Source organism: Corallococcus praedator, from assembly GCF_003612125.1.
Taxonomy (GTDB): domain Bacteria; phylum Myxococcota; class Myxococcia; order Myxococcales; family Myxococcaceae; genus Corallococcus; species Corallococcus praedator.
The window spans coordinates 1-21,782 of sequence record NZ_RAWI01000025.1; the positions used below are offsets into that span (position 1 = coordinate 1).

19 protein-coding genes are annotated in these 21,782 nt (G+C 69.4%); 11 read left to right on the plus strand and 8 right to left on the minus strand.

Features of this window, described 5'->3' with window-relative positions:
* Positions 1-364 precede the first annotated feature (364 nt).
* The 3 genes from D7Y13_RS05370 to D7Y13_RS05380 all read right to left on the minus strand — a co-directional run bounded on the left by D7Y13_RS05370 (position 365) and on the right by D7Y13_RS05380 (position 2,997).
* Positions 365-1,417, minus strand: coding sequence for an alpha/beta hydrolase-fold protein (locus D7Y13_RS05370; protein ID WP_120583114.1), 1,053 nt, complete (start codon positions 1,415-1,417; stop codon positions 365-367).
* A 102-nt stretch (positions 1,418-1,519) separates the two neighbouring features.
* On the minus strand, positions 1,520-2,437 hold the full coding sequence (locus tag D7Y13_RS05375; RefSeq protein ID WP_120583113.1) for a TIGR01777 family oxidoreductase: 918 nt from the start codon (positions 2,435-2,437) through the stop codon (positions 1,520-1,522).
* Positions 2,434-2,997, minus strand: a complete 564-nt coding sequence (locus tag D7Y13_RS05380; protein ID WP_199732728.1) for a peroxiredoxin family protein — start codon at positions 2,995-2,997, stop codon at positions 2,434-2,436. Before D7Y13_RS05380 ends, D7Y13_RS05375 begins: the two co-directional genes overlap by 4 nt.
* A gap of 123 nt (positions 2,998-3,120) precedes the next feature.
* On the opposite strand from D7Y13_RS05380, the gene D7Y13_RS05385 reads away from it, so the two are divergent.
* From D7Y13_RS05385 to D7Y13_RS05435, 11 genes are read left to right on the plus strand one after another with little or no spacing between them, the layout of a single operon-like run.
* Entirely contained in the window at positions 3,121-4,209 is a 1,089-nt protein-coding gene (locus D7Y13_RS05385; protein ID WP_120538216.1) for a polyprenyl synthetase family protein, read from the plus strand.
* A gap of 10 nt (positions 4,210-4,219) precedes the next feature.
* Positions 4,220-5,764 carry a phytoene desaturase family protein gene (locus tag D7Y13_RS05390; protein ID WP_120583112.1) on the plus strand — a complete coding sequence of 515 codons (1,545 nt, stop codon included), beginning with the start codon at positions 4,220-4,222 and terminating at the stop codon, positions 5,762-5,764.
* Positions 5,761-6,798, plus strand: coding sequence for a phytoene/squalene synthase family protein (locus tag D7Y13_RS05395; protein WP_120534128.1), 1,038 nt, complete (start codon positions 5,761-5,763; stop codon positions 6,796-6,798). The genes D7Y13_RS05390 and D7Y13_RS05395 overlap by 4 nt, the downstream gene beginning before the upstream one ends.
* On the plus strand, positions 6,795-8,246 hold the full coding sequence (locus tag D7Y13_RS05400; protein ID WP_120583111.1) for a phytoene desaturase family protein: 1,452 nt from the start codon (positions 6,795-6,797) through the stop codon (positions 8,244-8,246). The genes D7Y13_RS05395 and D7Y13_RS05400 overlap by 4 nt, the downstream gene beginning before the upstream one ends.
* Positions 8,243-9,193: a carotenoid 1,2-hydratase family protein gene (locus D7Y13_RS05405; RefSeq protein WP_233595433.1), complete on the plus strand. Its 951-nt coding sequence runs from the start codon at positions 8,243-8,245 to the stop codon at positions 9,191-9,193. Before D7Y13_RS05400 ends, D7Y13_RS05405 begins: the two co-directional genes overlap by 4 nt.
* The gene (locus tag D7Y13_RS05410; RefSeq protein ID WP_120583110.1) at positions 9,190-10,308 is read left to right on the plus strand and encodes a glycosyltransferase; all 1,119 of its coding nucleotides are present in this window, start codon (positions 9,190-9,192) and stop codon (positions 10,306-10,308) included. Before D7Y13_RS05405 ends, D7Y13_RS05410 begins: the two co-directional genes overlap by 4 nt.
* Positions 10,305-10,691 carry a lycopene cyclase domain-containing protein gene (locus D7Y13_RS05415; RefSeq protein ID WP_120583109.1) on the plus strand — a complete coding sequence of 129 codons (387 nt, stop codon included), beginning with the start codon at positions 10,305-10,307 and terminating at the stop codon, positions 10,689-10,691. The genes D7Y13_RS05410 and D7Y13_RS05415 overlap by 4 nt, the downstream gene beginning before the upstream one ends.
* Positions 10,688-11,035 carry a lycopene cyclase domain-containing protein gene (locus D7Y13_RS05420; protein WP_120583108.1) on the plus strand — a complete coding sequence of 116 codons (348 nt, stop codon included), beginning with the start codon at positions 10,688-10,690 and terminating at the stop codon, positions 11,033-11,035. The genes D7Y13_RS05415 and D7Y13_RS05420 overlap by 4 nt, the downstream gene beginning before the upstream one ends.
* Complete coding sequence (locus D7Y13_RS05425) at positions 11,032-11,709, plus strand: lysophospholipid acyltransferase family protein (RefSeq protein ID WP_120534133.1); 678 nt, start codon at positions 11,032-11,034, stop codon at positions 11,707-11,709. Before D7Y13_RS05420 ends, D7Y13_RS05425 begins: the two co-directional genes overlap by 4 nt.
* Positions 11,706-12,566 carry a MerR family transcriptional regulator gene (locus D7Y13_RS05430; RefSeq protein ID WP_120534134.1) on the plus strand — a complete coding sequence of 287 codons (861 nt, stop codon included), beginning with the start codon at positions 11,706-11,708 and terminating at the stop codon, positions 12,564-12,566. Before D7Y13_RS05425 ends, D7Y13_RS05430 begins: the two co-directional genes overlap by 4 nt.
* A 10-nt stretch (positions 12,567-12,576) precedes the next feature.
* On the plus strand, positions 12,577-13,482 hold the full coding sequence (locus tag D7Y13_RS05435; RefSeq protein WP_120583107.1) for a MerR family transcriptional regulator: 906 nt from the start codon (positions 12,577-12,579) through the stop codon (positions 13,480-13,482).
* 365 nt (positions 13,483-13,847) lie between these two features.
* Here the strand turns inward: D7Y13_RS05435 and D7Y13_RS05440 are convergent, their stop codons facing one another.
* From D7Y13_RS05440 to D7Y13_RS05460, 5 genes are all read right to left on the minus strand, one after another.
* Positions 13,848-14,600, minus strand: coding sequence for a phospholipase D family protein (locus D7Y13_RS05440; RefSeq protein WP_120583106.1), 753 nt, complete (start codon positions 14,598-14,600; stop codon positions 13,848-13,850).
* A 107-nt stretch (positions 14,601-14,707) separates the two neighbouring features.
* Positions 14,708-16,135, minus strand: a complete 1,428-nt coding sequence (locus D7Y13_RS05445) for a DUF2252 domain-containing protein (protein WP_233595431.1) — start codon at positions 16,133-16,135, stop codon at positions 14,708-14,710.
* 220 nt (positions 16,136-16,355) lie between these two features.
* Positions 16,356-16,826, minus strand: a complete 471-nt coding sequence (locus D7Y13_RS05450; RefSeq protein ID WP_120534136.1) for an NUDIX hydrolase — start codon at positions 16,824-16,826, stop codon at positions 16,356-16,358.
* Positions 16,823-18,151, minus strand: a complete 1,329-nt coding sequence (locus tag D7Y13_RS05455) for a DUF2380 domain-containing protein (protein ID WP_341870398.1) — start codon at positions 18,149-18,151, stop codon at positions 16,823-16,825. The genes D7Y13_RS05450 and D7Y13_RS05455 overlap by 4 nt, the downstream gene beginning before the upstream one ends.
* Before the next feature lie 149 nt (positions 18,152-18,300).
* Complete coding sequence (locus D7Y13_RS05460) at positions 18,301-21,753, minus strand: hypothetical protein (RefSeq protein ID WP_120583104.1); 3,453 nt, start codon at positions 21,751-21,753, stop codon at positions 18,301-18,303.
* Positions 21,754-21,782 lie beyond the last annotated feature (29 nt).

The following is a 21,782-nucleotide window of genomic DNA, read 5'->3' on the forward strand; positions in this document are numbered from 1 at the left end:
GTCCAGGGCTGGGCGGCGGTGGCTGGCTTCTCGCGCGCGGCGTCGCCCCGCTCGAACTCCGAGCGCTTCACGGGGGGGGACGGGCGGTTGCCACCATCGACGCGGGACATGACGAAACTCCAGGGCGGGGGGGGCCGACGCGGTGCTCGCGTCAGGATGCGCACCTACATCTGTTATCGCGCGAGCCAGCCCTCATGTTGCGTAGCCCCGGAGTCCACACGCCCCGTCCGGCTGCCCGCCTGCCGCGTCAAAGGGCTGGATCAATCCCGGATCATTTCGTTTTGAGCGCTTTCCAAAAACGCCAACCCCCTGCTTTCACTGGCCTTCCGCTCCGGACGGAAGCCAGCCGGACCGCCGCGCCGCGTCATCCAGAAGTCGAGAACAATTCTTCCAGGCCGGCCGGCAGATCGCATTGCCAGGCTGGATAATTGTGTCCGCCATTGTAGGTCCGGTACGTGACGCGGTGGCCGGCCGCATGGAGGACGGGCAGGAGGCGCTGGTTGCCGTCCACCAGGGTCTCGAAGTGGCCGCAGTCCATCCAGACGTGGAGTGGCGGCTGGGCCTGTCGCCGCGCCAGGTCGAAGACGACCATGTCGGTGCCCTCGATGGAGAAGGCGCCGGACTGGGACAGCACGCGGCCAAAGGTGCGGGGCAGGCGTTGGGCCACGTAGAGCGCCATCAGTCCTCCCAGCGAGGAGCCCAGCACCGCGTGCACGCCCGGCGTGCGCTGCGCGTCCACCAGGGACAGCTTCTCTTGCGCCAGCGGCAGCACGCGGCGCTCCAGGAAGGCGACGGTGGCCTCGCTGCAGGCGTACTCGGCGGTGCGCGCCTCACGGCCGTTGGACACGAAGGCCATCGCCACCGGGCGCATGCGGCCCTGGGCGACGAGGTTGTCCACCAGCGTGGGCAGCTGGACGCGCTCCAGGTAGTCATCGCCGTCCAGCACCACCATCAGCGGCACGGGCCCCGGCACCGGCGGCGCGTAGAGGGCCACCGCGCGCTTCTTCCCCACGACCCACTCGTGCGTGTCCAATTGATGGCGCGTCACGCGGCCCCGGGGCACGCCGCGCACGCGCTGGTTCAGCGTCGTGGCCTGTCCCTTCGGCATCCAGAAGCAGTGGTTGAAGCCGCCGAAGCCGTTGTCGGAGCGGCGCTTGTTGAATGTGTCGCGCACGCGGCGGCCCCGCGCGTCCTGGAGCGCGTACTCCACATAGGCGTCTTCCGGCAGCGCCAGCGAACGCGCCCACAGGTTCTTGCCCACGCGCTCCAGCGGCAGGGGCGTCCCCCGCCAGTCCTGGAAGTCCCCCTGGAGGAAGACGCGGCTTGCGCCCTTCCACACGAAGGTGGCGGTGTCTCCGTCGATGAGCGGCGTGCCCTCGCGGCGCGCGCGTGCTTCCAGCGTCTGGGTGTCGTCCATGCGTGGCGCGCACTGTATGCACCGCGCCGGAGCGCGGGAGGCCGCATGGGGCCCACGGCGGATCCGCGTCCACCCGAGGACATCACACCGGGGCGCCCGCGCTCAGCTCCCCGCGGGCGGCAGCAGGTCGCGCAGGGCCTCGCCCAGGTCGGGGTGTTGGAACTGGAAGCCCGCCTCCAGCGCACGCCGGGGCATCACCCGCTGGCCCTCCAGCGCAACGCGCGCCATCTCCCCGAAGCGCGCCTTGAGGACGAAGCCCGGCACCTGCAACATCGCCGGCCGCTCCAGCACCGTGCCCAGCGTATGCGCGAAGGTCGCGTTGGTGACGGGCTCCGGCGACGTGGCGTTCATCGCGCCCTCCAGCGTGGGGTGCTCCAGCGCGAAGCGCATCAGCGCGAGCAGGTCCGCGCGGTGCACCCAGCTCACGTACTGGTGCCCGTTGCCCACCCGTCCGCCCGCGCCCATGCGGAACACCGGCAGCATCCGGTGCAGCACGCCGCCCGCCGGGTGCAGCACCACGCCGATGCGCAGGCGCACCGTGCGCATCCCGGCCTCCGCCGCGCGGAGCGCCTCCGCCTCCCAGCCCTGGCACACATGGGCGAGGAAGTCGTCGCCGGGTGCGTCCTCCTCCGTCAGCGACTGTGCCTCGCGCGCGCCGCCGTAGTAGCCCACCGCCGAGGCGCAGACGAAGTGCCGCACCGAGCCCGCCTGCTTCATCGCCTCCACCAGCACGCGCGTGCCCTCCACCCGGCTTCGGTGGATGCGCTGCTTGGCCTCGTGGGTCCACCGCTGGTCCACCGGCTCCCCCGCCAGGTGCACCACCGCCTCCGCGTGCGCCAGCGCGTCCGGTGACAGCGGCGTGCTCCCATCGAAGTAGGAGCCCGTCACCCCGGCGGGCAGCCTGCCCAGGGCGTGTTCAACGTTGCGGCTGAGCACGTGCACGGTGTGGCCGGCATCCAACAAACCCTGGACAAGCCCTGGACCGAGGAAGCCACTGGCACCCGTGCACGCCACCTTCACGGCTGGGCCTCCGTCACCGCTTCGGTCGTGAGGTCCTGGCCCACCAGCGCGCTCAGGGCGACGAAGAAGCGCGCCCGGTCCTCCGGCTTCATGCGGCCTGAGTGTCGGAAGACCAACGCCCCTTCCGCGTCCAACAGCATCACATTGGACGTCTTGGTGGGCAGCTTCCAGGGCGCCTGTCCCAGGGTGCCCTCCAGGTCGACCAGGATGGGGACGCCGGCCTTCTTCTCCTCGTCCCGCACGTACGACAGGGCAATGCCCCTCGCAGGGAAGAAGTCGTATTTCTCCAGATTGGCGACCGCGACCACCCAGGCGCTCCGCAGGAGTCCCCGCTCGCGCCCGCGAGCGAACAACTCCTCCTTCAAGGGCGCGTTGAGTGTCGTGGAGTCTTTGTCCTCGTAGAAGAGGATGACGGGTTTTCCACGCCAGCGGGACAGCCGCACGCGCTCGCCCTTGGAGGTGCTTAGGGTCGCATCCACCGGTTCCGGAGTGGGGGGAGCACTGACCGCGCTCCCCGCCGCCAGCGTCACCGTCAACGCACCTGTGATCCACGCCTTCATGGGGAGCCTCCCGTGTACAAGGTTTTCACAAACCTTAGACATAGCCTTGACAATCTCTGGACGCAAACGCTACCTCTAGGTGGAAAGGCTGTTGCCGTGCTCCCGACTTCGGAGATCCGCTGTATGGCCATCACGCTTCCCAACGTGCAGCAGACGCCCGCTGACGCGGCGCCTCCGGAGCAGGCCTGGCTGCAGCTCGTGCAGGCACAGGTGGAAGCGGCGCTCGCCCGGTTGTTCGAGCTGCCGGACGAGGCTTCGCTGGATGCCCGGTGGACGCGGGCGGTGGAGCAGGCGCGCGGCTACGCGCTGCGCCCGGCCAAGCGGCTGCGGCCGGCGCTGGTGCTCGCGGGGCACGGGCTGGCGCGGGGCAGCACCGCGGTGCCGCCGGGGCTGTGGGACTTCGCGGCGGGCCTGGAGCTGCTGCACACGTTCCTGCTCATCCATGACGACGTGGCGGATCAGGCGGAGCTGCGGCGGGGTGGGCCGGTGCTGCACCGGATGCTGGCCCCGGGGCGGCCGGGCGAGGACCTGGCCATCGTCGTGGGCGACCACCTCTTCGCACGCTCGCTGGAGGCGATGCTGGAGTCGGAGCTGCCGGGCGTTTCGCGCGTGGTGCAGTACTACCTGGGCGTGTGCCGGCATACGGCCGCGGGGCAGTACCTGGACCTGGATTTGTCGCGCATGCCGCTGTCGGAGGTGTCGCTCTTCCAGACGCTGCGCGTGGCCCACCTCAAGACGGCGCGCTACGGCTTCAGCGCTCCGCTGGTGTGCGGCGCGATGCTGGGCGGCGCGGACGAAACGCTCAAGAAGGGCCTGGAGCAGGTGGGCCGCTCGGTGGGGCTCGCCTACCAGCTGCGCGACGACCTCATCGGCCTGTTCGGCAACGCGTCGGTGGCGGGCAAGGCGTGCGACGGTGACTTCATGCAGGGCAAGCGCACCTTCCCGTTGATGGCGGCGTACGTGCGCGCCACGCCCGCGGGACGCGAGGAGCTGGAGCGGCTGTGGGCGCTGCCGGTGGAGGAGAAGGACGCGGAGGCGCTGGCCCGGGCCCGGGCGCTGGTGGAGTCGCTCGGAGGCTACGTCGCGTGTGAGCGCGCGGTGGAGCGGGCCTCGCGCTCGGCGCGTCGCGGCCTGCAATGCCTGCCCAATTCCCACGGCATGAGGGACCTGCTGGACGCCCTCATCGCCCGTCTCGCACGTCGCGCTTCCTGAGGACCCGTCCATGAGCGCACAAGGCAAGCGGGTGGTGGTGGTGGGCGCGGGGGTGGGCGGACTGGCCGCCGCGGCGAGGCTCGCGCGGCAGGGCTTCGACGTCCAGGTGTTCGAGAAGACGCGCGGCCCGGGTGGGCGGTGCAACCAGCTCCAGGTGGACGGGTTCACGTGGGACATCGGGCCCACCATCGTGCTGATGCCGGAGGTGTTCGAGGAGACCTTCCGCGCGCTCGGCCGTCGCATCGAGGACTACCTGACGCTGATGCGCTGTGACCCCAACTACCGGGTGCACTTCCGGGACGGGTCCGACGTCACCTTCACGTCCGAGCTGTGCACCATGGGCCGCGAGCTGGAGCGCGTGGAGCCCGGCAGCTTCCAGCGCTACCTGGCCTTCCTGGCCCAGGGCCGCACCCAGTACCGCATCAGCCTGGACCACTTCGTCGGCCGCAACTTCGACGGCATCTCCGACTACTTCTCCCCCAGCGTGCTGGCCAAGATCTTCAAGGCCCGTGCGCACCGCCGCATGTACGCGGACGTCAGCCGCTTCTTCGAGGACGACCGCCTGCGCGCGGCGATGACGTTCCAGACCATGTACCTGGGCGTGTCCCCCTTTGAATCCCCGGCCGTGTACGGCCTGTTGCCCTTCACCGAGCTGGGCGTGGGCATCTGGTTCCCCAAGGGCGGCCTGTACGCCATTCCCCTCGCGCTGGAGCGGCTGGCGCGCGAGGAGGGCGTGCGCCTGCACTACGGCGCGCCGGTGGAGCGCATCCTCACCGAAGGGGGCCGCACCACGGGTGTGCGGCTCGTGGGCGGGGAGGTGGTGCCCGCGGACGCGGTGCTGTGCAACGCGGACCTGCCGTACGCGTACGAGAAGCTGCTCGACCCGAAGGACGCGCCCTTCAAGCGGGACAAGAAGCTGCGCTTCACCTCCAGCGGCTACATGCTCTACCTGGGCATGAAGAAGAAGGTGCCGGAGCTCTTGCACCACAACGTGATGTTCGGCCGGGACTACGCGGGCTCCTTCGATGACATCTTCCAGCGCTTCCGCGTGCCGGAGGACCCCAGCTTCTATGTCAACGTGCCCTCGCACACCGACCCGTCGCTGGCGCCGGAGGGCAAGGACTCGCTCTACGTGCTCGTGCCGGTGCCGCACCAGCACGCGAACCTGGACTGGAAGACGGAGGGCCCCAAGGTGCGCGCGAAGGTGTTCCAGCGCCTGGGCGAGCTGGGCTTCCCCAACCTGGAGGCGGACATCGAGGTGGAGCGCGTGTTCACCCCGGACGACTGGGCGGGCACGTACAACCTGGCCCGGGGCAGCGCGTTCGGGCTGGCGCAGAACTTCTTCCAGGTGGGACCCTTCCGCCCGGCCAACGTGGATCCGAAGGTGAAGAACCTCTTCTTCGTGGGCGCCTCCACCCAGCCGGGCACGGGCCTGCCCACGGTGCTCATCTCCGCGCGGCTCGTCACCGAGCGGCTCGTCACGTGGGCCCGGAAGCAGGGCGTGACGCTGTCGCCGCGCACGGAGACGCCGGTCCCCGTGGAGGTGGCGGCATGAGCGTCACCGAATCCCCGGCCCTCATCGCGCAGGGCTACCGGCGCGCGCGCGTCGTCACGCGCCACCACGCGAAGAGCTTCTTCTTCGCCTCGTACCTGCTCTTCGGGCAGCGCAAGAAGGCGGCCTTCGCGCTGTATGCCTTCTGCCGGCGGCTGGACGACCTGGTGGACGCGGGCGAGAGCGCGCTGGAAGGCTCTCCCCTGGATCTGCCCACGCGGCTGGCCCGGGCGCGCGAGCGCGTGGCCCAGGTGTACCTGTCCCTGCCGGAGCTGGCCTCGAAGGAGCTGGGGCCTCCGTCCTCGCGCCAGCCCGCCGCCGACGCGCCGTCGCCGTGGGAGCCCAGCGAGTTCGCGGCGCTGCGCCACTCCATCCACCTCTACCGGATCCCCGAGCAGCCCTTCCAGGACCTCATCTCCGGCATGGAGATGGACCTGACGAAGCAACGCTACGAAACCTGGGAGGAGCTGGAGCTGTACTGCTACCGGGTTGCAGGTGTGGTCGGGTTGATGCTGACGCCGGTGCTGGGGTGCGAGGACGAGCGCGCGGTGGAGCCGGCGGCGGACCTGGGCCGGGCCATGCAGCTCACCAACATCCTGCGCGACGTGCGCGAGGACCTGGAGCGCGACCGGGTGTACCTGCCCGCCGAGGAGCTGCGCGCCTTCGGGCTCACCGAGGACGACCTGCGCCGGGGCCAGGTGGATGCGCGCTGGCGCGACTTCATGCGCTTTCAAATCCAGCGCGCGCGGGCGTACTACGCGCGGGCGGCGGGCGGCGTGAAGTACCTCACCGGCTTCGGCAGCCAGCGCATGGTGCGGCTGATGGGCGGCATCTACGGCGACATCCTGCGCGACATCGAGGCGCGGGACTACGACGTGTTCAGCGGCCGGGCCCACACGACGAAGGGCCGCAAGCTGGCGCTGGCGGCGGCCGCGTTCGTGCGCCCACGCGCGGTGCTGCGGGAGGCCGACACGGCCCTTCCGCTCCTGGCGCCGTCAGCGCCCCTGCTGTCCACGGGCACGGGAGGTCCGGCATGAAGACCTCGCGCGTGGCGGTGATTGGCGGCGGCATTGGCGGGCTGACCGCGGCGGGGCTCCTGGCGAAGGAGGGCCACGCGGTGACGCTGTTCGAGGGCGGCCCGTCGCTGGGCGGCAAGGCGCAGGCCGTCACGGTGGAGGGGCTCACGCTGGACACCGGGCCCACGCTGCTGACGCTGCCGGCGCTGGTGCGGGGCACCTTCGAGAAGCTGGACGCGCTGGACCTCCTGCCGCCGTTCACGGAGCTGGAGCCGCAGTGCACCTACCGCTTCACGGACGGGTGCGACTTCACCGCGTACAAGGACCTGGAGCGCATGGCGGACAGCGCCGCCGAACTGCGCCCCTCCGAGCGCAAGGGCGTGCACACGTTCTACGCGGAGGCCGCGGCCATCTGGCGCGCGGCGGGCGAGCCCTACCTGGAGGCCCCCTTCGAGGGCATGCCCGGCTTCATGGCGCGCGTGGCCCGCCGGGGCATTGGCGCGATGCTGGCCGGGATGCAGATGGACACGCTGCACGCGCTGGCGGCGAAGCACTTCCAGACGCAGCACCTGCGACAGTACGTGGGCCGCTTTGCCACCTACGCGGGCGGTTCGCCCTATGCGTCCAGCGCGGCCTTCGCGCTCATCCCGCACATCGAACACGCGTACGGCGTGCACCACGTGAAGAGCGGCATCGGCGCGCTGGTGGCGGCCCTGGGCCAGGCGGTGCGGCGGCTGGGCGTCACGGTGCACCTGGACACGCGCGCCCGATTCGAGCGCACCTCCGAGGGCTACCGCGTGGGCCCAGGCTCGGAGTTGTTCGACAGCGTGGTGGTGAACGCGGATCCGCTGGCGTCGCTGCGCCGGGAAGGCGAACCGTTGTCGCTGTCCGGCTTCGTGCTGCTCCTGGAGGTGGAGGGGCGGCCGTCCCTGCCTCACCACACGGTGCTCTTCGGCGGGGACTACCGGCGCGAGTTCGACGAACTCTTCGCGGGCCAGCTCGCAACGGACCCCACGGTGTATTTCTGCAACCCGTCCGCCACCGACCCCAGCATGGCGCCGCTGGGCCGTACGGGCCTGTTCGTGATGGTGAACGCGCCGGCCATGCCGGTGGGCGCCTCCCAGGCCGAACAGGCGGAGCGCGACTGGGAAGCGATGGCGGAGCGCGTGCGCACGCAGATGTTCGACAAGCTCTTCCATCACTACCCGGGCCTGAAGGGGAAGACGCGCGTGGTGGGACAGCGCACGCCGGTGGACCTGGCGGCGCGCGGTGCGCCGGGCGGCTCCATCTATGGCTTCCTGCCGCACGGCCGCTTCGGTCCCTTCCGTCGGCCGCGCATCCGGGGAGGCACGCCGGGCCTGTTCTTCGCGGGCGGTGGCACGCACCCGGGCGGCGGGGTGCCGCTGGTGATGCTGTCGGGCCGGTTCGCGGCGGAGATGGCCTCCGCGCACCTGAGGGGGAGCGCATGACGTCCCTGCTCGCGCAGCCCTTGATGCCGGAAGTGCCCGCGCTGCCCGCGCTGCCCGACGCGGCGGGGGCCTACCGCTGGTTCTACGCGGACGTCACCGCCGGGGAGTACAGCGCGGTGTGCATCTTCATGCTGGGCTCGCTCTTCTCGCCGCGCTACTCGGTGGCGGCGCGGCGCGGGGGCCTGCCCGTGGAGCACAGCGCGGTGAACTTCGCGCTCTACCACCGGGGTGTGCGCCGGCTGTGGGTGCTCAGCGAGTACCGGCGCGCGCAGGTGGAAGGGCCGGGACGGCTGCGCATCGGTCGCTCCACGCTCACCCATGCGCAGGACGGCACGGTGCGCATGGACGTGGACGACGGGACGGCGCCGTGGGGCCGCCCGGTGCGCGCCAGCCTGACGCTCCGGCCGCTGACGCCCCGGGGCCTGGAGATGCAGTTGATGCCCGGGCTGCCGCACTACTGGCAGGCCCTGGCGCCGCGCTCGGAGGCCCGGCTGGAGGTGGCCTCGCTGGACGTGGTGGCCGACGGCATGGGCTACCACGACACCAACCACGGCCACGAACTGCTGGGCGACCGGCTGTCCGGGTGGCACTGGGCGCGCACGCACCACCAGCACCACACGGTGGTGGACTACCACCTGCCGGATGGCGTGGCCCCGCTGCGCCTGATGGCGGGACCGTCCGGCGTGGTGTGCGAGCGCGGGCCGCACCCCGGGATCCGGCCCACGAACATCACCGGCTGGGGCCTGCGCGTCCCCTCGCATCTGCACGCGGGCAACGAGGTGGTGGGCGCGCCGCGCCTGCTGGAGTCGTCGCCCTTCTACGCGCGGCTGGAGTCGCGCCGGGGCGCGCTGGACACGATGGGCGAGGTGGCGGACTTCCGCCGCTTCCACTCGCCCTTCATCCGCTGGATGGCGCACTTCCGCACGCGCGTGGAGCGGGCGGCATGAACGCGCCTGCCCTCATCGCGCTCGGGTGGACAGGGCTGGCCGGAGGCTTCAGCGCGGTGGCGCTCGCGAGGCTGCTGCGCCGTGCGCCCGTCCCCGCGGCGCAGGCCCTGCCGTCCGTGCTGCTGCTGCGCCCGGTGGATGCGCCCACGCCGCAGGAGCTGGAGAACCTGGCGCGCCCCATCGACTACGCGGGGCCGCTGGAGCAGGTGGTGCTGTCGCCCTACCGGCCCCGGCTGGCCGAAGGCGTCCGGTGGCTGCCGAGCGACCCGCTCTCCCCCAACCGCAAGGTGGGGCACCTGCTCTACGCGCTGGACACCCTGGACACGCGCGGGCGGGTGGTGCTCGTGGTGGACGCGGACGTGGCGGTGACAGGCGCGCTGGTGGAGGGGCTGGCGTCCGCCCTGGTGGCGGGCGCCGCGCTGAGCACCGCTGCCCCCACGCCCGTGGGCGCGAGGGATGCCGCGGGACGTGCGATGGCGGGGCTCCTGCGCTACACGCACCACAGCTTTCGCGCGCTGCATGCGATGAGTGCGGGCGCGCAGGCGGTGTGTGGCAAGGCGCTCGGGTTGTCCTCGAGGGCGGTGGAGGAGTTGCGTGGCCTGTCGGACCACATCGGCGAGGACCTGGAGCTGGCAAAGCGCCTGCACGCGCGGGGGCTGGACGTGGCGCTGAGCCCCGCGCCCGCGTGGGTGCCCATGGCGCCCGAGACCTCCTGGCGCATGCCCCTGGAGCGCTTCACGCGGTGGATGCAGGTGCTGGCCAGCCACCGGCCGGGCCTGTACCCCACGGTGCCGCTGCTGTTCACGCCCACGCTTCCCCTGCTGCTGCTGGCCGCGGCCCTGGGCGAGCCTTCGGTGTGGCTGGCGGTAGGGGCCCTGGTCGCCGTGCGCACGCTGCTGTCGCTGCGGCTCTCCGCGCTGAGCCACGTGCCCGGCGAGGAGGCGCGAGGCCATGCGCTGACGGACTGGCTGGTGGGGGAGGTGCTGTTGCTCACGGCCTTCGGGGCTTCGCTGACGCGGCAGGGAACGGTGACGTGGCGCGGACACACGTACGCGCTCCACGCGGGAGGGCGCATGGTGCGGGTGGTGTCGCAGTGGAGTGGAGGACCGGGATGACCTACGCGCGCTTCCTGGGATTGTTCGTGGTGCTGCCCATCCTGTTCCTCCTCGTGCGCTACCGCCGCACGCTGTCGTGGAAGGGCCTGGCGCCCATGGGCGTGCTGCTCGTGGTCGTCTACGCGGCCACGTCGCCGTGGGACAACATGGCGGTGAAGTGGGGCCTGTGGGGCTTCGACCCGGAGCGCATCTGGGGCGTGAAGCTGGGCTACCTGCCGCTGGAGGAGTACCTCTTCTTCGGCCTCCAGACGCTGCTCGTGGGCCTGTGGGCCCGGGCCCGGCTGGAGCGCGTGCTGGCGAAGAAGCCGCAGGCCCCGAAATCCGAAGAGTATCGGTCCGTCCGCGTCGAGCGGTCCCTGGGCCCTCGCGAGGTGTCGCCATGATGGAGACCCGCTGGGCGTATCTCATCCACCTGCTGGCCTGGACGCTGCCCGTGATTGCCATCCAACTGGCGCTGCTGGTGAATCACTACAAGTCGCGCGCTGGCGAGGTGCTGCGCGCGGTGCTGCCGCCGGCGCTGGTGGTGGGCGTGTACCTGTCCATCGCGGACCACCTGGCCATCTCCACCGGCATCTGGAACTTCGGGGCGGGGCGCCACGTGGGTGTATACGTGGGCGCGGTGCCGCTGGAGGAGGTGCTCTTCTTCCTCATCACCAGCGTGCTGGTGTCGCTGGGGCTCGCGCTGTTCACGGCGCTGTTGCGTTTCAATGAGGCGCGGACGTCTTGATTCCCGCGGCCAAGGGTGGGCCCTTCGGGTGGGCGGTGGACCGGTACATCGGGTGGAAGTTCCGCTCGACGTTCCGGGGCCTGTGGGTGCGCGGCGAACTGCCCGCGGACGGCGTGGGCCGGCTCATCTACCTGAACCACTGCAACTGGTGGGACGGCTTCGTGCTGCACCAGCTCTGCCAGGTGGCGGGCTGGGATGGCTATTGCCTGATGGACGAGGAGAACCTGCGCCGCTATCCCTTCCACGCGAAGATGGGCGCGTTCAGCATCCGCAAGCAGGACGCGATGTCGTCCTTGTCCTCGCTCCGGTACGCGAAGGAGCTGCTGCGCCGGCCGAGCGCCGCCGTGTGTGTCTTTCCGGAAGGGGAGCACCGGCCCTTCGGTGCCTTCCCGCTGAAGCTGGAGCGGGGCGTGGAGCTGCTGGCGAAGGCGGCGAAGGCGGAGTGCGTGCCCATCGCCATCCGCTACGCCTTCTTCGAGCACGAGCGCCCGGACGTGTTGTTGGAGGTGGGCACGCCCCACGAGGCCGGTCCGCTGTCGCGCTTCCAGAGCGGGCTGGAGTCGGTGGTGCGCGCGGTGTCCCAGGTGACGGACCTGGAGGGCTTCACGCGCAAGCTGACGGGAGCGCGCGGCGTGGCGGAGCGCTGGGACTCGGCGCGAGGCCTGGGCCGATGAGCCTGCGCATCCGCACCATCGCCCGGCTCACCGGCATCCGTGAGGCCACGCTGCGCGCCTGGGAGCGCCGCTATGGCTTCCCGCGTCCGGAGCGCAGCGAGAACAACTACCGCGTCTATTCACGCGACGAGGTGGAGGCCGTGCGCCGGGTGGCGAAGCTGATGGAGGGGGGCCTGTCGGTGAGCGAGGCCATCGCCCAGGTGCGCGCTTCTCCCGCGCAGCCCGCCCGGCAGGACTCGCGGCTGATGGAGCGTTTCTGGGCAGCGGTGATGGTGCTGGACGCGGACGCGGCGGACGCGGTGCTGGAGGAGGCCGGGGAGGACCTGGACGCCACGGCCTTCTGCGACACGTTCCTCATCCCCGCGCTCCGGGAGATGGCGTCGCGCCTGGACGTGGCGCGCGAGCACCTGGCCTCCGCGCTGGTGCGGCAGCGGCTGCGCCTGTTGCTCGCGGGCATGGTGAGCGCGAGCGATGGACCCCGGGGGCTCCTGGCCTGTCCGGCGGGGGACCACCATGAGGGAGGCCTGCTCGCGCTGGGGGTGCATTTGAAGGCGCGGGGCTGGCGGGTGACGTTGCTGGGGGCGGACACGCCCGCGGAGGCGTTGCACGGGGCCTGCTTGCAGGTGCGGCCGGACGTGGTGGCGTTGTCCTTCGTGCGGCGTCGGGAAGCGCAGGACTTCCTCACGGTGTTGTCGGAGTCGTTGCAGGCGTGCGCTTCAGTGCCGATGGTGGTGGGCGGGCCGGGTGCGCGAGAGCACTTGAAGACCCTCTTCACCCTGGGCGCTCAGTACGCGGAGTCCGCGGAGGAGCTGATCGCCATCTGGCAGCAGGTGAGGAACGCGCAGAACCGACCGTGATTCACACACCATGGCTGAGCGCACCTATCGCATCCACATCGCCGCGGAGCTGTCGGGGGTCCGCGTGGAGCTCATCCGGGCCTGGGAGCGCCGCTACGGGGTGCTCGTTCCGGAGCGCACGCCGGCGGGCTACCGCGTCTACACGGACCGCGACGTCGCGGTGCTCAAGCGGCTCAAGGCGCTGACGGACGAAGGCGTGGCCATCAGCGAGGCGGCGAAGCTGCTGCCCCAGTTGATGGCGGAGCTGGACGTCGCGTCACCGCCGCGCCGTGAGGAGCGAGGCCCCGTCGATGGAGGAACACAGCCGGGGGCGTGGCGCGCGGCGGTGATGGCGGCGGCGGAGGCGTATGACCAGCCTTGTGTCTCCCGCATCCTGGACCAGGTGTTGTCGGCCCTGCCGCCCCTGCGCGCGTTCGAGGAGGTGCTCGTGCCGGTGCAGCGCGAGGTGGGAGAGCGCTGGCACGCGGGGACGCTGTCGGTGGCGCAGGAGCACCTGGTGACGCAGGTGGTGCGCGAGCGGCTGGTGAGCCTGCTGCACGGTGCGCCGGAGGGAGGGCGCAAGCACGCGGTGCTGGCGTGCTTCCCGGAGGAGGAGCACGAGCTGGGCCTCCTGGGGGCGGCGTTGCGGCTGCGGTACGCGGGCGTGCGGGTGACGCTCCTGGGGCAGCGCGTGCCGACGGCGGACCTGGGGGTGCTGGTGGCGAGGGCAAGGCCGGACGTGGTGGGCCTGTCGGCGGTGACCAACCGGGGCGCCATGGTGTTCGAGGACGTCCTGCGATGCCTGCGTGAGGCGTTGCCGAAGGAGCTGCCCGTCTGGGTGGGAGGCCCCGCGGCCCAGGCACACGCGGACGTGTGCGAGCGCCTGGGTGTGAGGCTGTTTCTTCATGAAGACGACTGGACGCGGCTTTCGGGCTGAAGCCCGTTCTGTGAAGATCGCTGCCGGCAGCGCAGAGGCAGTGGACTGGCCATAGCCGTCCCGGCCTAGGATTCCATGCGCCCGGCGCCTCGGGATGCAGGTGTTCTGATCCGGTGCCGACCCCCGGTCAGATGAATCGCGGGTGGCCCTCGTTCACCTGAGCCGAATAGGTTCAGGTGAAATCCGCGACGGTTTCCCTTGAATCAGAATTCAGAGAGGTTTGAAGGACAGCGGTGTCGTCGGTGTGCGTGCAAACCTATGAGCTTGGCTTAGACGGTGAGGTCAATTCCTGCCCGCCGTCAGGAACTCACACTGTCAGGAATATGCCCCAAGTGGATTGAGGGCGGGTGCCCCAGGACAGTGAGTCAACTGACTGCCCATTCGAGCTTGTTGCGATTCGCCTTGAAGCAAGGATAGCAAGATGGCTTGAGGAATGTGGCGTTGTGATCAGTGCCGCATACATGGCAGTACATTTCGGGCTCTGAGTCGTCGCCATCCCAATCGTCATGGCACTCCCGACAGTAGGGGCGGGTTGGCCGAAGGGGGATCTCGTCCTGGCAGCGGATGCAATGTCCAGCAGGTTGGGACGCAATCGCCGGCTCAGCCTTTTTCCGCTGCGGGGCCGGAGTCGGACTCGGCGGAATGGGGATTTGCGGTGGGACCTCTGGCTTGGTCCGTTCAATGGAGATCTGGACTTCATCACTCATCCGCAGCAGTCGTTGCACCTCTTCGCTGAGGTCCTGATAGACAACGGGGTCCTCGGCTTTGCTGATGTAGATGCCCATCTCTGCGTTGTTGACCTGAGAGAATTCGTAGAGATTCATCGAGGTGATGATGGCCTCAGATTCATTCAGGTAGCACTTGGCGTGAAGGTTTTTGCAGAAGCTGAGACGGATCGACTTTACGCTCTGGATCCATTCCGTTTCACTTGGCTGGAGTTCGCTCTTTCCATAGATAATACGAATATCTAATTTGAATGCATCTCGTTCAATCAAAGATTGTTTCACACGCTCGTTGATCTTCAGGTAGGGGCTGACGAGGATGAGCTTCTCCTTCGCCTTATTGATTAGTTGTTGCAGATGGTAGGAAACGCCCGTGGTGTCGAGAAACTTGGCCATGGGCGGTATTGGAAGGGGATGACCGGCGGCTCGTCAACCATGGGGTGCCTTGGACCCGTTACTGGTCTCGTGCCGCCCGGCAGTTTGCGGTTCCTTCCGGGAGGCACTCAGCCCGTCAGCGCTTCGAAGGCCTTCGCCTGGGCGTCGATGAAGCGCCCATAGTCTTCGTCCACCTGATCCGAATAGGTGCAGGCGAACTCCGCGATGGCTTCGTCGAAGTGGTCGCTGCTGCCCAGGTAACCCGCGATGAGGGCGGCATCTCCGGTGCGCGCATGGGCTCGCGCGAGCGTCGAGCCGCACGCGTCCGCGTAGTCCATGAACACGGGCGCATCCATCTTCTCCGCGTCCAGCGAGCCCTTCATGTCGCGCAGCTGGCGCACATAGAAGGCACCCATGCCCTCCACTTCCGTCCATCCCAGGAAGAGGTCGGAGAAGGCCTGCATGCGTCGCTGGCCCACCACCACGCGTTCCCCCGCGCTGCCGAACTCGCTGGGGCCCAGGTAGGGCTCCAGCACGGAGGCCTTCGCCTCCTTCAGCTGCAACACCAGCGGGTCATTGCCGCCGTTTCCTTCGCACAGCACGACGTAGGCCTGCAGGCCCACGCTGCCCACGCCCACGACCTTGAAGCCCCACTCCTTGCGCTGGTAGCGCAGACACAGGTCGCGCACGGCGCCGTCCAGCGACGCCAGGTAGCCCACCGTGAGCTCCTTGATGCGCCGCTCCAGCTCCTCGGAGGACACGTCCATCTTCACCGCCGACAGGGGGAAGAGGAGGGGAGGCTGGTAGGCCAGGTGGCGCTGACCGTTGCGCTCCACGGTGAGCTTCTCCACCGCGTGCGCGCTGGTGCGGCGCTTCGCCTTCTCCACCGCTTCGGAGGCGAGCTTCGCGGTGTCCTCGGACTCGGCGCGCCGCAGCTCCTTCGCGTCCACGTGCAGCGACCACACATCCAGCAGGCTCCGGGTCGTCAGCTCGCGCATCATCAGGCGGTAGGACTCCACCGCCTTGCGCGCGGCCTTCCTGCCGCAGCGGCCGCCCAGGCCGTTCTGTTTCGCCGCCACGACGAAGCTGGCGGCCAGACGCTTCACGTCCCACTCGAAGGGTCCGGGGAGCGTCTCATCGAAGTCGTTGAGGTCGAAGATGAGGTTGCGCTCGGGCGTGCCGAACAGGCCGAAGTTGCTCAGGTGAGCGTCGCCGCAGATCTGACTGCGCAGCCCGCTGTGGGGCGTGTGCGCCAGGTCGCGCGCCATGGCGAACGGTGTGCCGCGCAGGAAGGCGAAGGGGGATTCGGACATGCGCTCGTGCCGCACGGGCACCAGCCAGGGCAGCCGGGTGGCGTCGGATTCCTTCAACTGCGCCAGCGGATCGCGACCCCGGAACGGCTTCCACGCGGCGTGGCTGCTGCGTGGGCAGCGCTTGCGCAGGGCCCGGCCGGAGTCCATGCGTTCGTCCACGCTCCGGAAGTCCACCTCGTGCAGCCGTGAGGGCTTGAGCTTCTTGGGTGGGCGACGAACGCGCTGCTGCTTCTGGGTGGACACGAGGGGAACCTTCGCGGCTCCCAACTCAGATGTACCGTCCGCATCCATGGGGTGTGTGACTCCTCGGCGCGAAGGTGGGGGCGCCGGGGTCGGACGGGAAGCGTCCTGCGCCGGAAAATCATCCCGGCCGGAGGGCGGACGGGCGCGGAGTGTTCACCCCTGGGCGTGCGTCACTGCCTGTGTGGAGCACCAAGGTTCGCGTCGAAGCACAACGGGCGCTTCAAGCTTCTTCGTCAGGCAGGAGCGTGAGCAGAAGTTCGTCGTCGGGACCGAGCGGGCGCCATCCGGGCGGAGGTGGACGGGCGAGGAGGTCCATCATGATCTGCCGTGCTCGGGCCTGATGGGCTTCAGGGGTGTAGGCAATCCAGCCACTGAGTGCCTTGGCGACCGCGAAGCGGTTCGCGTCGTCCAGTACGGCGGGCCATCCAAGGGGGAGGTCCTGGGACAACATGCGCACAAGCACATCGCGCTCGAAGCGCGTGACCTGTTTTCGCTGTTCCGCTTCGGCGAGCAGCCCGCTCAACACCTGGATCCCTGCGATGTCGTCCTTGCCCAGCTCTTCAGCCAGCGCCACCAGGGATGCGGTGGGGCGGGCCTTGGCAAAGGCGGTGAGCGAAGCGAAACCCCGCTCGCGGACCCGTTCATGCAGGCGAACCTTCCAGTTACCCTGCCAGGAACGGCCGTCGGTCATCGTCGTCCTCCCCGAATGAAGTTCAGCGGAATGTCAGCTGCCTGCATATGCGCCGCGACGATGTTCAAGATCTCGTTTCGCGTCAACATCCGGCCGGCTGCGACTTCTGCGTCGCGAAGTTGACCCATGATCATCCGGTTCCACTCGCCGGCCCACGTGCGACCCAGGCGCCAGTTGCCCCCTCCGTGAATCGCCTCGTGGTGCGCCTCCTCCATCCGGACGCAGAACTGATCGATATCCATGGCGCCCTTGAAGCCGCGCCGCTCGAACCACTCCCGGTGTTCCCGCGGCAGGACGTGGTGCTTCGGCGCATCGGACATTCCAGCGCCTGCCCTGCCGGTCTCGTGCATGCCGCGAACCTCGGGGCTGTCGCCCAGCGCATCGCGCACGCCCTGGGGCAGGTCCCGGTTCGACTGGGCCATCATCACCTGACCTGCGTGGACGCGGATGGCGGAGCTGACGGCGGGGACGGAGATGACGCCCGCCTGCACCAGCCTGCGCATCCTCTCCACCCATTCGGCGGAGACGACCACCCGTGTGCCCGTCATCACGCCGCCAGAACCCATCACGAGTCCCACGCCAAGCGTGGCGGGCGCCGAGGGAGGAAGCCTCGGCAGTGACATCTTCAGCGTGGAGACCAGGGTGAGCATCTCCATGAACTGCGCCACCGCGATGACCTTGCCAGCGCGCTCCGTCGCCACGCGCGCTCCCTCCTGGATGGACTGGAACTCACGGGTGAGCTGCGCCATCACGCCGGGAAGCGCGCGGGCGGTGGCCTCCACCTGCCCGGGCTCCATCGAAGCGAGCGCCGTCATGGAGGGCTCAATCCATTTCTGCACGCGGTCCATGTCCACGAACAACTGCTCGGTCGCATAGAACGGACACTGCGCTCGCACCGCCTCCGCGAGCCGGAGGAAGTCGAGCCACGCCGCGAGCAGCATGGCGCCGGACATGGCGGCCTGGAGCCGTGGCCCCGTCATCCGCAGCAGGCCCACCGCCATGTCCGCATCCCTGACGGCTTCAGAGGTGTCCGCCAGCAGCGCGACGCTCCCCTGTGCGCCGCGAAGCCAGGGCAACTGACTGGAGCCGTAGTCGGTGTAACGGGTGAACACGTCCCAGTCGCCGCGCGAATCCAGCTTCGACAACGCGCGGGCGATGCTGTCCGTGGAGCCCTTCACTTCGGCGACGGCCTCAAGGATCGCCTGCCGGGTCGGCGTCGCGTCCTGCCCACCCAGGTCCTCTTCAGGGGGCTGAGCCCGCGACCGTGGCTCCGGTGCCTCCACCGGAGGACCCGAAGCCACGTGCCGCGCATGGTTCAGCCGCATCCTCCGTCCGGGACCCGGCGATGGGGAAGCACATCCCGTGGCCAGCAGCACCACGCTCAACACCAGGGCTCCTGCTCGCATGGCCCAGGATGGCCTGTTCGCCGTGGCAAAGGACAGGGCCCCAGGGAGACACCCCGGGGCCCTTGGACTCACCAGGGCTGGAAGAGCTTCTGGGGGCCGTTCGGGTTGGCGTTGTTGTCCAGGAGCACGCTGGCCCACCGTGCCAGGTCGAAGGCGAGCGCGGTGCCTTCCGCCGCCACGGAGAAGAAGAGGATCTCCTCCTTGGCGGGAGAGGGAACGAAGCCCGCCAGGCCCTCCGACGTCACGCCCGAGTACCGGATGACGTTGGCGACGAACTTCTCCGTGTCCTGGGTGGGGGAGTGGTAGGGCGCCGGCCTGTCGCCGAACAAGAACTCGCCCCACTCCATCGCGTAGCTCACGACCGAAAGGCAGATGCCCACGATGCCCATGATGCCGAGCAGCCCGGCGTCCACCTTCTCCAACATCACCGCCGTGGCCTCCCACGCGGCGTCCTTGATGGGCACCCAGCTCATGAGGGCGCTCATGCTCGTGACCACGGCCTCCACCAGGTCGATCAACCAGACGATGCGGTCCACCGCCTGCTCGGCCCGGATGTCGTCGAAGGGGAAGGTCCCCATCACGGCCACCACCGTCGCGACCGCCTGGGCGGAGGTGACGAGCCGCCGCTTGATGCTGCCCTTCAGCAGCAGGTTCACATACAGGCAGGCCGAGTAGACGATGGAGGCGATCTCCGCGGCCCCGCCACCCACGATGGAATAGTCATAGGCCCTGGCGGGCACCGGCTTGCTGTCGGTCACCGACAGCATCAGCTTCGGCGCGGCCTGCGCGCTGATGGGCGCCTCCCCCGTCAACAACTTGTAGACAACCGTCAGGGGAATGGCCGCCAGCAGGCTGATGGCCCCCAGCATCGTCAGGGTGCCCTCTCCCGTCAGCTTCTTGTAGAGCCAGGTCAGGACCGGGATGTTGAACGGACGCAGCAGCACGTCCTGGAGGATGGCCTGGGTGACATCCGCAATCACCGCGCACAGCCCCAGCAGCAGGTCCCTGACGGACCCCAGCAGCGCCTTCACGGCCTCCTTCGCGAGCACCTGCACCAGTCCATGCAGGGTGAAGGTTCCCTGCTGGAACATCGTCTGGAGGTCCTGGCAGATCTCCTGCACCGAGGCCCCGACATCCGAAAGGATGTTCCCCACCGTCTTGAGGAAGTCGGTGATGGCCTTCTCCACCGGATTGCCGGGCGCGTCCGACGTGCCGTCGGCGAAGCCTCCGTGGGCAATCTGATACGAGGAGAACGTCGCTCCGGGGCTGGTGTTGATGCAGGAGACGGCGGCTTGCTGGTCCGGCGTCGCCGTGCTCTGGGCCTGGGCGATGACTTGATCGGAAGACACATCCGGCATGCCCAGCGCCTTGGTGCAGACGGCGTCCCACTGGTCGATGAGCTTGTCGAAGAACGCGGTGATGCCCGGCTCCATGCCCACCAGCTTGCCTGCGATTCCGATCAGACCCGCCTGCGTCATCGCCTCCAGTGCCTTCTGGGTCGCGAGGATGTCATCCCACGCGAACAGGAAGCCGAGGAAGGCGATGATGTCTTCAACGAGCACCTTCAACTGCGTGAACAGCCAGCTGATGAGCTGGAGCGCTTCCTTCAGGGTCCGGATGACGAACGTCACCACCTGCTCGCCAATCTTCACGAAGAACTGGAGCAGCGTCTTCGCCCCGCTGACGATGGGCTGCAGCACGTATTCGTAGACCACGCCCGCGGCGCTCTTGAGCGCCTGGAGCACGTCGCCCGCGGCCGTCTCGATGGCGTTGCCCACGTTGCCCAGCACGGAGAAGGACGTGGTGTGCGCCACCTTCATCGAAGGTGCGGGGGCGGCGCTCGGCTCCGTGGGCGCGGTGGAGCCGTCCGCGGGCAGGCTGCCCATGTTGTCCATCAACTGCTGGAGGGAGGCCTGCGCCTGCGCGACGAGGTTCGGGTCCACGCCGGCCGGAATCACCGGGGTGCCATCCGGCTTCTTCCACTGGGACATGTCCCCGGATTGGAGCTTCTGGGCCAGGTTCGCCCGCAGCTCCACGCTGGGGTCGGCCGTCAGCACGCCCGACAGGAACGGGGCGCTGAAGCGATACACGGGGGTGCCCACGTCGGACACCTTGTTGATGATGGTCACCGTGCCGCTGAAGTCCGTCTGCACCTGCACCCGCGTGCTGGTGTCCAGGTCCATCCAGTAGCCGTTCACCATCGCGCGGGTCCACTCGGAGGCATTCACGTCCACCGTCTGTCCGACGATGGCGGCGCCCTGCGCGTCGGTGAAGCGCACCACGGTGGTGTAGCAGGGGAACTCCTGCCCGTTCTGCTGCGTGGGCAACACCATGTCGGTGTTCTGCCAGGCGGACGTGCTGGGGTCCTGGAACAGGTAGGTGATGAGGCTGTTGTCCGTGGAGGACACGAACAGCTCATTGGTGGAGCGCTTCTGGTTGCGGCGCGCGGCCAGGTGCGCCACGTGCTCGCGCTGCTGGAGCGGCACGGACCAGCCGTCCGTCGCGCCCACGGCGTTGTTCAGGCTGAACAGCCGCTGGCTTGCATCCACAGCCCAGACGCTGACGCGCGAAGCATCCTGGTGGGCCAGCACCGCCGTGACGCCCGACAGCGCGTCCTGGGACGCGATGGCCAGCGCCGCGCTCTTGGCGTTCTTCAGGCCCGTGGAGGGAAACCACGACAGCCCGTCTCCACCCACGTACAGCGCGCTCAGGCCGCTGTGGGCGCGGTCCGCCAGCGCCCACAGGCAGCGCGCTCCGGCAGGTGCCTGCACCGACAGCGTGTGGCTGGTGGAGTTATGGTCCAGCAGGCTGGTGAAGGTCAGGCACCGCTTGCCGCTGGTGTCGTCGTACAGCGTCCAGGTGCCGCGGTACGTGTCCCCGGTGATGGAGGCCCTGGCCACCACCACGTCATGCAGCGTCTGCACGTCCTTGGGCGGCGCCCAGTTGATCCACGCGCTGGCCATGGCGCTCGTGGACGCGTCCACGAAGTAGCGTCCCGTGGTGCCGGAGCCGTTCTTCACCTCGGTGACCAGCAGCGGTGCTTCGCTGGCGTTCACGAAGTCACCCAGGATGAGCCGCTGGACGGGGGCGCCCGTGGGGCCGCCCTGGCGCTGGACCCAGGCCGCGTTGAGCGTGTTCCAGGGGCTGCCGTCGGTGGTGGGCGTCAGGGCGGGGGAGACGAACACGCGGCTGCCGCCCGCGCCGTCGTCCATCGCCACGGCGATGACAATCTCTCCCGCCACCGCCTGGACGACGGCGTAGCCCTGCACGCTGCGGGTCGCGTCCGGGCTGAGCTCCACCTGGCGCCAGCCGGTGGTCACCGTGGTGTCGCGCAGCATCACCCACAGCGTCTTGCGGCTGGGGTCGGAGGTGGCCGCGCCCACGCTGAAGAGCAGCGGTGAGCCGCCCGCGTCCTCCGCGGCGGCGAGCGGGAACGCCGCGTCCACGGACGTGGCGGCCAGGTAGTTGGTCATCAAGCTGGAAGAGACAGACGCCGAACCGGTCAGGGTGTCCTGAGACATGAAAACTCCAAGAAGGGGTGGGGGATGCG

Excerpts from the sequence above, each read along its gene's own strand:
- D7Y13_RS05430 (WP_120534134.1), top strand. The coding sequence starts at position 11,706 with ATGAGCCTGCGCATCCGCACCATCGCCCGGCTCACCGGCATCCGTGAG.
- D7Y13_RS05420 (WP_120583108.1), top strand. The coding sequence starts at position 10,688 with ATGATGGAGACCCGCTGGGCGTATCTCATCCACCTGCTGGCCTGGACG.
- D7Y13_RS05455 (WP_341870398.1), bottom strand. The coding sequence starts at position 18,151 with ATGCGGCTGAACCATGCGCGGCACGTGGCTTCGGGTCCTCCGGTGGAG.
- D7Y13_RS05405 (WP_233595433.1), top strand. The coding sequence starts at position 8,243 with ATGACGTCCCTGCTCGCGCAGCCCTTGATGCCGGAAGTGCCCGCGCTG.
- D7Y13_RS05440 (WP_120583106.1), bottom strand. The coding sequence starts at position 14,600 with ATGGCCAAGTTTCTCGACACCACGGGCGTTTCCTACCATCTGCAACAA.
- D7Y13_RS05385 (WP_120538216.1), top strand. The coding sequence starts at position 3,121 with ATGGCCATCACGCTTCCCAACGTGCAGCAGACGCCCGCTGACGCGGCG.
- D7Y13_RS05390 (WP_120583112.1), top strand. The coding sequence starts at position 4,220 with ATGAGCGCACAAGGCAAGCGGGTGGTGGTGGTGGGCGCGGGGGTGGGC.
- D7Y13_RS05460 (WP_120583104.1), bottom strand. The coding sequence starts at position 21,753 with ATGTCTCAGGACACCCTGACCGGTTCGGCGTCTGTCTCTTCCAGCTTG.
- D7Y13_RS05395 (WP_120534128.1), top strand. The coding sequence starts at position 5,761 with ATGAGCGTCACCGAATCCCCGGCCCTCATCGCGCAGGGCTACCGGCGC.
- D7Y13_RS05415 (WP_120583109.1), top strand. The coding sequence starts at position 10,305 with ATGACCTACGCGCGCTTCCTGGGATTGTTCGTGGTGCTGCCCATCCTG.
- D7Y13_RS05410 (WP_120583110.1), top strand. The coding sequence starts at position 9,190 with ATGAACGCGCCTGCCCTCATCGCGCTCGGGTGGACAGGGCTGGCCGGA.
- D7Y13_RS05435 (WP_120583107.1), top strand. The coding sequence starts at position 12,577 with ATGGCTGAGCGCACCTATCGCATCCACATCGCCGCGGAGCTGTCGGGG.
- D7Y13_RS05370 (WP_120583114.1), bottom strand. The coding sequence starts at position 1,417 with ATGGACGACACCCAGACGCTGGAAGCACGCGCGCGCCGCGAGGGCACG.
- D7Y13_RS05380 (WP_199732728.1), bottom strand. The coding sequence starts at position 2,997 with ATGAAGGCGTGGATCACAGGTGCGTTGACGGTGACGCTGGCGGCGGGG.
- D7Y13_RS05450 (WP_120534136.1), bottom strand. The coding sequence starts at position 16,826 with ATGACCGACGGCCGTTCCTGGCAGGGTAACTGGAAGGTTCGCCTGCAT.
- D7Y13_RS05400 (WP_120583111.1), top strand. The coding sequence starts at position 6,795 with ATGAAGACCTCGCGCGTGGCGGTGATTGGCGGCGGCATTGGCGGGCTG.